The following is a 12031-nucleotide window of genomic DNA, read 5'->3' on the forward strand; positions in this document are numbered from 1 at the left end:
TTTAAATCCCTTGCGGAATGTTCTTAAAACCTCGCGTTTTTCTTTTGCCTGCCTGTTTTTTAGCCAATTTGGGCGGCGATCACGAAATCCTGAACTATATTTAACAATGTGGTGACATAAATATCGGCGTTAAATGCTTTTTAGGCTGCCTGTTGCAGCTTCTATTGCTGATATTTATTCCACTTACAAAATTAGTTGCTGGTTCAGGCCGTGTAACGGCAGAGCCTGGCTTTTAGCAAAACATACAGGAATACATCGATGACAATGACAGGACTTAAGATTTCTAAAACGCTGCTGGCCGTGATGCTGACCTCCGCTGTTGCAACGGGTTCTGCTTATGCAGAAAACGCCACGACGGATAAAGCGCAATCCGGCGTCGAAAGTGCGGGGCAGAAAGTCGATAGCTCTATGAACAAAGTCGGTAATTTCATGGATGACAGCACCCTCACCGCCAAAGTAAAAGCCGCGCTGGTGGACCACGAAAGCATTAAGAGCACCGATATTTCCGTCAAGACCGATCAGAAGGTAGTAACGCTAAGCGGCTTTGTTGAAAGCCAGGCGCAGGCCGAAGAAGCGGTGAAAGTGGCGAAAGGCGTTGAGGGTGTAACCTCCGTTAGCGACAAACTGCACGTGCGTGATAGTAAAGAAACCTCCGTTAAAGGCTATGCGGGCGATACGGCCATCACCAGTGAAGTAAAAGCCAAGCTGCTGGCCGATGATATTGTTCCTTCCCGCAAGGTGAAAGTTGAGACCACCGATGGCGTTGTGCAACTTTCAGGCACTGTCGATTCACAAGCTCAAAGCGATCGTGCTGAGAGCATCGCCAAAGCGATTGATGGCGTGAAAAGCGTCAAAAACGATCTCAAAACTCAGTAATTAGACTTAATTCGCCCTCCTGACGTTTGTCGGGAGGCGTATTGTGCACCACACTGAAAATATCGCCGATGGGTAGCCTGAGCGCTCATATCAAGCGGTGAAATTAACTATGGTAAAGGAGAAGCATATGTTTCGATGGGGCATCATATTTCTGGTTATCGCGTTAATTGCCGCTGCACTGGGTTTTGGTGGACTGGCGGGTACCGCTGCAGGCGCAGCGAAAATTGTTTTTGTGGTGGGTATCATTCTGTTCCTGGTCAGCCTGTTTACCGGGCGTAAACGACCCTAGTACGTAAACCGTAAAGATAACTTGCTACTGAGCCAGTCCAGCGGACTGGCTTTTACGGTTTTAGCAGCAGGCAATTTGCGTTACTTTGTTGTCCTATTACAAAAACAACAGGAAGGCAGAGGTGGGGCAGAGAATACCCGTCACGCTCGGTAATATCGCGCCGTTATCGTTACGTCCGTTTCAACCAGGCAGTATGGCGCTGGTGTGCGAGGGCGGGGGACAAAGAGGCATTTTCACCGCAGGCGTACTGGATGAATTCATGCGCGCACAGTTCAATCCCTTTGATCTCTTCTACGGGACGTCCGCTGGCGCGCAAAACCTTTCAGCTTATCTCTGTAACCAGCCCGGTTACGGTCGTAAAGTCATCATGCGCTACACTACCCGACGTGAGTTTTTTGACCCGGTGCGCTTTGTGCGCGGGGGAAACTTAATCGACCTCGACTGGCTGGTGGATTCGACCTCGTCCCAAATGCCGCTGGCGATGGACAACGCTGAGCGCTTGTTTGCCGCGGGGAAAGCGTTTTATATGTGCGCCTGTCGGGGGGATGACTACACGCCGGGCTATTTTTCGCCGAACCGGCAAAACTGGCTCGATCTTATTCGTGCCTCCAGCGCGATTCCCGGGTTCTACCGCACTGGGGTTGTGTTGGACGGCGTGAATTACCTGGATGGGGGCGTCAGCGACGCCATTCCCGTGCAGGAAGCGGCGAAGCAGGGGGCGAAAACGCTGGTGGTTATCCGCACCGTGCCTTCGCAAATGTACTACACCCCACAATGGTTCAAACGTATGGAGCGCTGGCTGGGGGAGAGCAGTCTGCAGCCGCTGGTGAATCTGGTTCAACATCATGAAGCCAGCTACCGCGCTATTCAGCGCTTTATCGAAAAACCGCCGGGCAAGCTGCGTATCTTTGAGATCTACCCACCAAAGCCACTCCATAGTATGGCACTGGGGAGCCGTATTCCGGCATTGCGTGAAGACTACAAAACCGGACGCCTGTGCGGGCGCTATTTTTTGGCAACGATTGGTAAACTGCTGGCGAAAAACGCGCCGCTGCCTCGTCAGACGCCGAAGATTGTGGTGCCGGGACCGGTGGTGGTTCCACCAGCACCCGTTGCCAACGATGCCCATGCGTCCGTTGCGAGCAGCGCGCCCCAGGCTAACGACACCACGTTTGATAATGAGGATTTGGCGTGAGTTTTCGCTTTATCGATACGCATTGTCACTTTGATTTCCCTCCGTTTACTGGCGACGAATCCGCCAGCCTGCAGCGCGCCTGTGAAGCCGGTGTGGGCAGTATTATCGTCCCGGCTACCGAGGCGGCGAACTTTTCCCGCGTGCTGGCGTTAGCGGATAATTACCCCCCGCTGTTTGCCGCGCTGGGCCTGCATCCCATTGTGATTGAACACCACAGCGATGACTGCCTGGACCAACTGCAGCAGGCGCTGGATAAGCGTCCACAAAAGCTGGTGGCAGTAGGTGAGATTGGATTGGATCTGTACCGGGACGATCCGCAATTTGACCAGCAAGAGTGGATTCTGGAGGCGCAGCTGAAGCTGGCGAAGCGTTACGAACTGCCAGTGATCCTGCATTCACGACGTACCCATGACAAGCTGGCTATGCACCTGAAACGCCATGCTTTGCCGCGAACCGGCGTGGTGCATGGATTTTCCGGGAGTTTTCAGCAGGCTGAACGCTTTGTGCAACTGGGCTACAAAATTGGCGTGGGCGGCACCATTACTTATCCACGCGCCAGCAAAACCCGCGAGGTAATGGCGCGATTGCCGCTGGAGTCACTGCTGCTGGAAACCGATGCGCCGGATATGCCGCTCAACGGATTTCAGGGCCAGCCCAACCGCCCGGAGCAGGTAGTCAGAGTGTTTGACGTCTTATGCGAGCTGCGCCCGGAACCTGCGGACGTGATTGCTGACGCGCTGTATCGGAATACGACGGCGTTGTTTGATTTTTGATTTCCGGATGCGGCGCTTTCGCATCTCATCCGGCATTTCACAGATACAAAGCCGGGAAGATCAAATTATCCACCCCGCGCTCGCGCAATCTTTGCGCCAGGTGCTCCACATCCTCCGGCGTGGCGCTCGGCCAGTCTTTTGCTTCGCCGTATACCCCGTGCGCATGAAAGGCATTCAGCCGCACCGGTACATCACCTGAACGCTTGATAAACGCCGCCAGTGCATCGATATGCTGGAGATAATCCACCTGACCAGGGATAATCAGCAGGCGCAGTTCCGCAAGTTTCCCTTGCCCGGACAGAAAGGTAATACTTTGTTTAATCAGCGTGTTATCGCGCCCTGTCAACTGACGATGACATGCGCTATCCCAGGCTTTTAAATCCAGCATTACGCCGTCGCACACCGGCAACAGCTTTTGCCAGCCGGTTTCGCTCAGCATGCCGTTGCTGTCTACCATGCAGGTCAGGTGTTGCAACTGCGGATCGGTTTTGATCGCGCTAAACAGCGCCACAATAAACGGTAGCTGGGTCGTTGCTTCGCCGCCGCTGACCGTCATTCCTTCAATAAACGGCGAGGCTTTGCGAACATGCTGCAGTACCTCATCAATGCTCATGGTCTGCGCCATCGGCGTAGCCTGCTGGGGGCACATGTGCAGGCAGGTGTCGCATTGCTGGCAAATATCAGATTGCCACCATACTTTTCCCGCGCTCAGGCTTAGCGCCTCATGCGGGCAATGCAGCACACACTCCCCGCAGTCGTTGCAGCGTCCCATCGTCCACGGATTGTGGCAATTTTTACAGCGCAGATTACATCCCTGCAGAAACAGAGCCAGGCGACTGCCCGGCCCATCGACGCAGGAGAAAGGGATAATCTTACTTACCGAAGCGCATCTGCTGTTCATGGCTAATCACGCGAGGTTGTCGTTCCAGAATGCGCGTATTGCGCGCGGCTTCTTCGCCCAGCCAGGTGGTGTTGGTGCGAGAACCCGCAGCACGATATTTTTCCAGATCCGACAGACGCACCATATAGCCGGTAACGCGAACCAGATCGTTGCCGCTCACGTTGGCGGTAAACTCACGCATCCCGGCTTTAAATGCGCCGAGGCACAGCTGCACCAGCGCCTGAGGATTGCGCTTGATGGTTTCATCCAGCGTGAGAATGTCGCTGATCCCGGCGTGATAAAACGCGTGATGCGGCGCAACGGTCTGCAGGTGGGTGATCGGGTCCGGTTCATCACCATAAGGCAGGCGAGCGCCCGGCGTGGTGCCGATGTCAGAACTGATCCCCGACTGCGCATGCAGCATCGCGCGTTGATTCCAGCCATATTTCACCGGTGTACTTTCTACAAATTCCGCCAGTTGGGCGCTAATGCGATAGCCGAGCTGATTGGCAAACGCATCTTTCCCGTAACGCGCGCATTGCCCTGCTTTTTCACACAGCAGATTCACCGCCTCCGCCAGGCCATACATGCCGAACATAGGCACAAAACGTTCGGGATCAATCAACCCTTCCTGCACGAGGAAGCTATTCTCAAAGAAATGTGATTTTTCATAGAGGAATTCACATCGTGCATCAATGATGGCGATTTGCTGCTGGCAGTAGTGCGGTAGGGTGCGCGTAAAGAAGTCATCGACAGAGGTGCTGCGCTCTGCGATGGCTTTCAGATTGAGCCTGACCAGCGTGCTACCACCCCCGGCGAGCGGCAAAGAGTTGTAACAGCTGACGACGCCGTAGTGGCATTTTGTGAAAATTTTATCATTTTCAGGGCCGTTAGAAATGTGCGGTTTACTGCATTCGCAAATATTTTGCGCCACGCTGAGCAGCAGATCGTCAGGGGTAATTTGCGGATCATAAATAAAGGTAAGGTTAGGTGAAACCTGCTTTAACTCTGCATCTGCGCGTAAAATTGCGCGTGTAATCGGCGTGTCGGCGGGGCCAATGTTGGCATGCATAAAGGCATCTGGCAGGGTACGGTCGAGATAGCGCCAGAAACGTTTTATTCGAATATCGATCTCATCTTGTGTTAGAATTCTAACATACGGTTGCAACAGGGCATCGAGTTGACCGAGATAGACCGGCATCGACGTCACTGACGGAACGTGATGGTAAAGAATAGTGAGTAAGGATAATGCGTCATCGAGATCCTTTGCCCCCTCCAGCTCCAGCCATGATGAGCCGTTGGCCAGAAAACGCGCGTAGTCGGGTAAAACATAACGCGGTTTGAACGGAGCATGGCCTTCGTACATGTCGCAGATCACCCCGTCATCCAGTGCCTGGCGTGCCTCAGCAGGCAGTTGCGGGTAGGGCAGCGCGTTTTCAGCCTCCAGCGCCAGAAAGTGGCGTTTCTGCTCAGGGCTGAGCACCGGACTGGTCACGATTTGTTGGCAACGCTGTTGCAGCGCGAGTTCGCTTGACGTGGGCATCGTTGATTCCTTTTTATCCCGAAGGTGTAACGCCATTGTAGAAAGCAACGCCGCCACAACCTTTGATCCGGATGCGCCTGATGCCACCGCATCCCTTTAGAAAAGGTAATTTATTTGAAGTAGATCTCATTAGAGTAATGCAAATCTGTATGTGGTTTTCATTAACTGTGATGTATATCGAAGTGTAATAGCGAGCGGATGTTAGAATACTAACAAACTCGCAAGGTGAAATTTTATACGGCGACGCCGTTGGAGAATGTTATGACCGATTTAACAGCAAGCAGCCTGCGTGCACTGAAACTGATGGACCTGACCACCCTGAATGACGACGACACCAATGAAAAAGTGATCGCGCTGTGTCATCAGGCGAAGACCCCGGTTGGCAACACTGCCGCAATCTGCATTTATCCGCGTTTCATCCCTATTGCGCGTAAGACTCTGAAAGAGCAGGGTACGCCGGACATCCGCATTGCAACCGTCACCAACTTCCCGCACGGCAACGACGACATCGAGATTGCGTTGGCGGAAACTCGCGCGGCGATCGCCTACGGTGCCGATGAAGTTGACGTGGTGTTCCCGTACCGTGCGCTGATCGCCGGTAACGAGCAGATTGGTTTTGATCTGGTTAAAGCTTGCAAAGACGCGTGTGCGGCGGCAAACGTTCTGCTGAAAGTGATCATCGAAACCGGTGAGCTGAAAGAAGAAGCACTGATTCGCAAAGCATCTGAAATCTCCATCAAAGCCGGTGCTGATTTCATCAAAACGTCTACCGGTAAAGTGCCGGTCAATGCGACGCCGGAAAGCGCACGCATCATGATGGAAGTTATCCGCGACATGGGTGTTTCTAAAACTGTAGGTTTCAAACCGGCTGGCGGCGTGCGTACTGCAGAAGATGCACAGCAGTTCCTGGCGATTGCCGATGAACTGTTTGGCGCTGACTGGGCTGATTCTCGTCACTACCGTTTTGGCGCATCCAGCCTGCTGGCTAGCTTGCTGAAAGCGCTGGGTCACGGCGACGGCAAGAGCGCAAGCAGCTACTAAGCCCGTAGGCCGGATAAGGCGTAGCCGCCATCCGGCATCATACGACTGCCGGGTGGCGCGTTGCTTACCCGGCTTACAACGGCCTTCTACTCTTTTCCCCTGGGGGTTACCGTGTTTCTCGCACAAGAAATTATTCGTAAAAAACGTGATGGTCATGCGCTGAGCGATGAAGAAATTCGTTTCTTTATCAATGGCATTCGCGACAATACCATCTCTGAAGGGCAAATCGCCGCCCTGGCGATGACCATTTTTTTCCACGATATGACAATGCCTGAGCGTGTTTCGCTGACCATGGCAATGCGTGATTCAGGAACCGTGCTGGACTGGAAAAGCTTGCAACTGAACGGCCCGATTGTGGATAAACACTCTACCGGCGGCGTAGGTGACGTAACGTCACTGATGTTAGGCCCGATGGTTGCTGCGTGCGGCGGCTATATTCCGATGATCTCCGGACGTGGCCTGGGGCATACCGGCGGCACGCTGGATAAACTGGAAGCTATTCCAGGATTTGACATCTTCCCTGACGACGCCCGTTTCCGTGAAATTATTAAAGACGTGGGTGTGGCGATTATTGGGCAAACCAGCTCGCTCGCACCGGCGGATAAACGTTTTTATGCCACCCGCGATATTACTGCGACGGTGGACTCCATCCCGCTGATTACCGGTTCCATTCTGGCGAAAAAACTGGCGGAAGGGCTGGATGCGCTGGTGATGGATGTGAAAGTAGGCAGCGGCGCCTTTATGCCGACCTACGAGCTCTCTGAAGCCCTTGCCGAAGCGATTGTCGGCGTGGCAAACGGTGCGGGTGTACGTACCACCGCGCTGTTAACCGATATGAACCAGGTGTTGGCCTCCAGCGCAGGTAACGCGGTCGAAGTCCGCGAAGCGGTGCAGTTCCTGACCGGTGAATACCGCAATCCACGTCTGTTAGACGTCACTATGGCGCTGTGCGTGGAAATGCTGATCTCCGGCAAGCTGGCGAAAGATGATGCCGAAGCTCGTGCGAAATTGCAGGCGGTGCTGGATAACGGTAAAGCGGCAGAGATTTTTGGTCGCATGGTTGCGGCGCAGAAAGGCCCGACCGATTTCGTCGAAAATTATGCGAATTACCTGCCGACGGCAATGCTCAGCAAAGCGGTATATGCTGATACCGAAGGTTTTGTCAGCGCGATGGATACCCGTGCGCTGGGGATGGCGGTCGTTTCCATGGGCGGCGGTCGTCGTCAGGCATCGGACACCATTGATTACAGCGTTGGCTTTAGCGACATGGCGCGTCTGGGCGACAGCGTAGACGGACAGCGTCCGCTGGCGGTGATCCACGCCAAAGACGAAGCCAGCTGGCAGGAAGCGGCGAAAGCGGTCAAAGCGGCAATTAGCCTTGACGATAAAGCGCCAGAAATTACACCGACAGTCTATCGTCGTATAACCGAATAACTGTATACTGATCTGATCGCTTTTTTGCGGCGCAGATGTATGGAGAACAAGATGAAACGTGCATTTATTATGGTGCTGGACTCCTTTGGTATTGGTGCGACTGAAGATGCGGATCGCTTTGGCGACGTAGGCTCAGACACTATGGGACACATTGCAGAAGCCTGTGCGAAAGGTGAAGCTGACAATGGTCGCAAAGGCCCACTGAATCTGCCTAACCTGACCCGTCTGGGCTTGGTGAAAGCTCACGAAGGTTCTACTGGTAAAATTGCTGCCGGCATGGACGGTAATGCGGAAGTGATTGGTGCTTACGCCTGGGCGCATGAACTCTCTTCCGGGAAAGACACACCGTCTGGCCACTGGGAAATCGCCGGTGTACCGGTTCTGTTTGACTGGGGTTACTTCTCCGATCATGAAAACAGCTTCCCGCAGGAACTGCTGGATAAACTGGTAAAACGTGCCAACCTGCCGGGCTACCTCGGTAACTGCCACTCTTCCGGTACCGTGATTCTGGATCAGTTGGGTGAAGAGCATATGAAAACCGGCAAGCCGATTTTCTATACCTCCGCTGACTCCGTGTTCCAGATTGCCTGTCACGAAGAGACTTTTGGCCTGGATAAACTCTACGAACTGTGCGAAATCGCTCGTGAGGAACTGACCGAAGGTGGTTACAACATCGGTCGTGTTATCGCGCGTCCGTTTATCGGTGATAAAGCCGGTAACTTCCAGCGTACCGGTAACCGTCACGATCTGGCCGTTGAGCCGCCAGCACCGACCGTGCTGCAGAAACTGGTCGACGAGAAAGACGGCCACGTGGTTTCCGTGGGTAAAATCGCGGATATCTATGCGAACTGCGGCATCACCAAAAAAGTGAAAGCCACCGGTCTGGACGCGCTGTTTGACGCCACCATCAAAGAGATGAAAGAAGCCGGTGATAAGACCATCGTCTTCACCAACTTCGTTGATTTCGACTCTTCCTGGGGTCACCGTCGCGATATCGCCGGTTATGCCGCAGGTCTGGAACTGTTCGACCGCCGTCTGCCTGAGCTGATGGAGCTGGTGGGGGAAGATGACATTCTGATCCTGACCGCTGACCACGGCTGCGACCCGAGCTGGACCGGGACTGACCACACCCGTGAACACATTCCGGTACTGGTTTACGGCCCGAAAGTGAAACCAGGTTCTTTAGGTCACCGTGAAACCTTCGCGGATATCGGCCAGACGCTGGCGAGCTACTTTGGTACGTCGCCGATGGACTACGGTAAAAACATGCTGTAATACCCGTTGTCTTTCGCGCTGTAGATGCGTTGACTTCATTCGCTCACCCCGGTCACATAGTTAATCTATGCTCCCGGGGATTCACGAATTCGTCGCCTTCCTACAACGCGAAATCCTTAGGGTATTTCACTGTTTTGCATACGTTTTGTAGGCCTGATAGGCGTAGCCGCCATCAGGCAATAACAACGAAATAAGGATAAAAAATGGCAACTCCACATATTAATGCAGAAATGGGTGATTTCGCTGACGTCGTATTGATGCCGGGCGACCCGCTGCGTGCGAAACATATTGCTGAAACTTTCCTCGAAGATGTTCGTGAAGTGAACAACGTTCGCGGCATGTTAGGCTTCACCGGTACCTACAAAGGCCGTAAGATTTCCGTAATGGGCCACGGTATGGGTATCCCGTCCTGCTCCATCTATACCAAAGAGCTGATCACCGATTTCGGCGTGAAGAAAATCATTCGCGTAGGCTCCTGTGGCGCCGTGCGTATGGACGTCAAACTGCGTGACGTGGTTATCGGTATGGGTGCTTGCACCGACTCCAAAGTTAACCGTATCCGTTTTAAAGATCATGACTTTGCAGCTATTGCTGACTTCGACATGGTGCGTAACGCCGTTGATGCAGCAAAAGCGCTGGGTGTAGACGCGCGCGTGGGTAACCTGTTCTCCGCTGATCTGTTCTACTCTCCGGACGGCGAAATGTTCGACGTGATGGAAAAATACGGCGTGCTGGGCGTGGAAATGGAAGCAGCGGGCATCTACGGCGTTGCGGCTGAATTTGGTGCGAAAGCGCTGACCATCTGCACTGTATCCGACCATATCCGTACTCACGAGCAGACCACTGCCGCTGAACGTCAGACGACCTTCAACGACATGATCAAAATCGCACTGGAATCCGTTCTGCTGGGCGATAAAGAGTAAGTTGTTTGTGCCCGGTGGCGCTATGCTTACCGGGCCTACAGCAGTATGTAGGCCGGATAAGGCGCAGCCGCCATCCGGCAATTTCAGGCCAGTGCTTAACGCACCGCTCCGGCAATCCATGCCGACAGCTCGCGTAACTCTTTTTCTTGCTCCGGGAAATCAACCAGAAGCGCCTCGCACTCTTGTTGCAGCATATCCGCACGATACAAGCATCCTTGCAGACGACCCGCCAGCGCTTCCAGCGGCGCGGGATTGAGGCTATCGGTGTAGACCTGGGTACGGGTAATCACGCCTTTTTCAACGTCGAAATGCAGCTCAACGCCGCCCCAGGTGAAACGCTCATCCAACAGGTGCGAGAAGGCCGGCGCCTGACCAAAGTTCCACTCCCAACTGCTCTGGCGGGCAAAGGTTTCGGCAAAGTTCGGCAGATCCGGCGCTTTGTCCGGGGAGATGATCTCGGCTTCTACGCGTTCGCCGTAGTGGGCGAAAAAGGCTTCCGTGATGGCCTGACAGACCTGTTGATGGGTGATGCCCGGTAACAGCTCGGTCAAATTCGCCACGCGCGAGCGAACCGAAGTGATGCCTTTAGCGGCAAGTTTCTTTTTATCGGGATTGAGATAGTTTGCCAGGCGGCTGAGATCGGCATTCAGCAATAGCGTGCCGTGGTGGAATCCGCGGTCTTTCGTTTCACGATAAGCAGAACCAGAGACTTTACGATCGCCATCCGGCGTTTTCACCACCAGATCGTTACGCCCGGAGGCATCAGCTTCTACGCCCAGCGTATTCAGCGCATTGAGGACTATTGCCGTGGAGATGGTTTTGTCGTATTCCGGTTTACCGGCCATAAAGGTAAAGCAGGTATTACCTAAGTCATGGAACACCGCGCCGCCGCCGCTGCTGCGACGGGCGAGCCGCACGTTGTCTTCCTCCATCCGGCGGGTATTACACTCTTTCCACGGGTTTTGCGCCCGGCCAATCACCACCGTATCGGCGTTACGCCACAAGAACAGGACGCGCTGCGTGGCGGGCATCTGGCGAAAAATGCACTCTTCAACCGCCAGGTTAAACCACGGATCGTAAGAGTCTGAGATAAGCAGGCGTAGTGTGGTCATGGTCGATTTCCTTTCTTTGAATTACTCTTTTTTCTCGTTGTCTTCTTCCTGCACCGGTTTGTTGGCGGTCAGCAGGAAAGGGGATTGCTGCCAGCGGGTACGCTTGCCTTGCAATAATGTACGTGTGAGGACTACACCAATAGCCAGTGACAGAAGCAGCATCAGGCGTAAGATGTTGGTGGTGTTGTCTACCTGCTTCGCTTCGGTGGCAAGCGTGTGGGTGTCGAGTGTCAGGCGCAGATAACCCAGCGGGCCGTTTCTCCCCTGAATGGGCTCAACGATTTGCTGATTAAAATAGCCCCCGGCTTTTTTGCCATCGAGCGCCAGCCGGTCACGGACATCGACACTCTCACCAGTGCGGGTAATCAGATCGCCCTGTTCATCGTACACGCCCGCATCCAGAATACGGCTACTTTCCGTTAACTGCGTGAGTACGGCTTTGATGCGCTTTTCATCCGGTGTTTCGGTGCGCATCAGCGGCGCGATGTTTAAGGTGACCTGGCGGGCCAGTGTACGCGCCAGTTCTTCCAACTGCGGATTACGTTGCTGCTGGTGGCTTTGACTAAACCAGGATGCACCCTGCATCAGGGCGACAAGCAACGCGAGACAGAACAATACAATCACTGCACGATGAAGTCGGAATTTCAGTTTTGCGCGAGCCATATTCCACCTGCTGAAAATTTGAGGCTT

12 protein-coding genes are annotated in these 12031 nt (G+C 53.9%); 8 read left to right on the plus strand and 4 right to left on the minus strand.

Annotated features, from left to right (window positions below; genetic code table 11):
- Nucleotides 1–258 precede the first annotated feature (258 nt).
- From osmY to FDX03_RS08015, 4 genes are all read left to right on the plus strand, one after another.
- Nucleotides 259–876, plus strand: coding sequence for a molecular chaperone OsmY (gene osmY, locus FDX03_RS08000; RefSeq protein WP_137345761.1), 618 nt, complete (start codon nucleotides 259–261; stop codon nucleotides 874–876).
- Nucleotides 877–1003: 127 nt separating this feature from the next.
- The gene (locus FDX03_RS08005) at nucleotides 1004–1165 is read left to right on the plus strand and encodes a DUF1328 family protein (RefSeq protein ID WP_003019081.1); all 162 of its coding nucleotides are present in this window, start codon (nucleotides 1004–1006) and stop codon (nucleotides 1163–1165) included.
- A 121-nt stretch (nucleotides 1166–1286) separates the two neighbouring features.
- Nucleotides 1287–2360 (plus strand): patatin family protein, encoded by a 1074-nt coding sequence (locus tag FDX03_RS08010; protein WP_137345762.1) that lies wholly within the window; start codon nucleotides 1287–1289, stop codon nucleotides 2358–2360.
- The gene (locus FDX03_RS08015) at nucleotides 2357–3133 is read left to right on the plus strand and encodes a metal-dependent hydrolase (protein WP_121585452.1); all 777 of its coding nucleotides are present in this window, start codon (nucleotides 2357–2359) and stop codon (nucleotides 3131–3133) included. The genes FDX03_RS08010 and FDX03_RS08015 overlap by 4 nt, the downstream gene beginning before the upstream one ends.
- A 37-nt stretch (nucleotides 3134–3170) precedes the next feature.
- Here the strand turns inward: FDX03_RS08015 and FDX03_RS08020 are convergent, their stop codons facing one another.
- A complete protein-coding gene (locus tag FDX03_RS08020) occupies nucleotides 3171–4034 on the minus strand; it encodes a YjjW family glycine radical enzyme activase (RefSeq protein ID WP_137345763.1) in 864 nt (287 codons plus the stop codon).
- Nucleotides 4006–5556, minus strand: a complete 1551-nt coding sequence (locus FDX03_RS08025; protein ID WP_137345764.1) for a YjjI family glycine radical enzyme — start codon at nucleotides 5554–5556, stop codon at nucleotides 4006–4008. The genes FDX03_RS08020 and FDX03_RS08025 overlap by 29 nt, the downstream gene beginning before the upstream one ends.
- A 261-nt stretch (nucleotides 5557–5817) precedes the next feature.
- Between FDX03_RS08025 and deoC the strand changes: the two genes are divergently transcribed.
- From deoC to deoD, 4 genes are all read left to right on the plus strand, one after another.
- Nucleotides 5818–6597, plus strand: a complete 780-nt coding sequence (gene deoC, locus FDX03_RS08030; RefSeq protein ID WP_003019042.1) for a deoxyribose-phosphate aldolase — start codon at nucleotides 5818–5820, stop codon at nucleotides 6595–6597.
- 111 nt (nucleotides 6598–6708) lie between these two features.
- Nucleotides 6709–8031 carry a thymidine phosphorylase gene (gene deoA, locus FDX03_RS08035; protein ID WP_137345765.1) on the plus strand — a complete coding sequence of 441 codons (1323 nt, stop codon included), beginning with the start codon at nucleotides 6709–6711 and terminating at the stop codon, nucleotides 8029–8031.
- A gap of 51 nt (nucleotides 8032–8082) precedes the next feature.
- On the plus strand, nucleotides 8083–9306 hold the full coding sequence (gene deoB / locus FDX03_RS08040) for a phosphopentomutase (RefSeq protein ID WP_003019037.1): 1224 nt from the start codon (nucleotides 8083–8085) through the stop codon (nucleotides 9304–9306).
- 203 nt (nucleotides 9307–9509) lie between these two features.
- Entirely contained in the window at nucleotides 9510–10229 is a 720-nt protein-coding gene (gene deoD / locus FDX03_RS08045; protein ID WP_000224864.1) for a purine-nucleoside phosphorylase, read from the plus strand.
- 95 nt (nucleotides 10230–10324) lie between these two features.
- Here deoD and lplA read toward each other — a convergent pair whose 3' ends face one another.
- Both lplA and FDX03_RS08055 read right to left on the minus strand, forming a co-directional pair.
- On the minus strand, nucleotides 10325–11341 hold the full coding sequence (gene lplA, locus FDX03_RS08050; protein ID WP_124020741.1) for a lipoate--protein ligase LplA: 1017 nt from the start codon (nucleotides 11339–11341) through the stop codon (nucleotides 10325–10327).
- Between the two features lie 21 nt (nucleotides 11342–11362).
- Nucleotides 11363–12004, minus strand: a complete 642-nt coding sequence (locus FDX03_RS08055; RefSeq protein WP_048212768.1) for a YtjB family periplasmic protein — start codon at nucleotides 12002–12004, stop codon at nucleotides 11363–11365.
- Nucleotides 12005–12031 lie beyond the last annotated feature (27 nt).

The organism is Citrobacter sp. wls827, assembly GCF_005280875.1.
Taxonomy (GTDB): Bacteria; Pseudomonadota; Gammaproteobacteria; order Enterobacterales; family Enterobacteriaceae; genus Citrobacter; species Citrobacter youngae.

What these genes read in the sequence shown, in the direction of transcription:
- deoD (WP_000224864.1), top strand. Translation starts at nt 9,510, where the DNA reads ATGGCAACTCCACATATTAATGCAGAAATGGGTGATTTCGCTGACGTC.
- FDX03_RS08025 (WP_137345764.1), bottom strand. Translation starts at nt 5,556, where the DNA reads ATGCCCACGTCAAGCGAACTCGCGCTGCAACAGCGTTGCCAACAAATC.
- osmY (WP_137345761.1), top strand. Translation starts at nt 259, where the DNA reads ATGACAATGACAGGACTTAAGATTTCTAAAACGCTGCTGGCCGTGATG.
- FDX03_RS08005 (WP_003019081.1), top strand. Translation starts at nt 1,004, where the DNA reads ATGTTTCGATGGGGCATCATATTTCTGGTTATCGCGTTAATTGCCGCT.
- lplA (WP_124020741.1), bottom strand. Translation starts at nt 11,341, where the DNA reads ATGACCACACTACGCCTGCTTATCTCAGACTCTTACGATCCGTGGTTT.
- FDX03_RS08020 (WP_137345763.1), bottom strand. Translation starts at nt 4,034, where the DNA reads ATGAACAGCAGATGCGCTTCGGTAAGTAAGATTATCCCTTTCTCCTGC.
- deoC (WP_003019042.1), top strand. Translation starts at nt 5,818, where the DNA reads ATGACCGATTTAACAGCAAGCAGCCTGCGTGCACTGAAACTGATGGAC.
- deoB (WP_003019037.1), top strand. Translation starts at nt 8,083, where the DNA reads ATGAAACGTGCATTTATTATGGTGCTGGACTCCTTTGGTATTGGTGCG.
- FDX03_RS08055 (WP_048212768.1), bottom strand. Translation starts at nt 12,004, where the DNA reads ATGGCTCGCGCAAAACTGAAATTCCGACTTCATCGTGCAGTGATTGTA.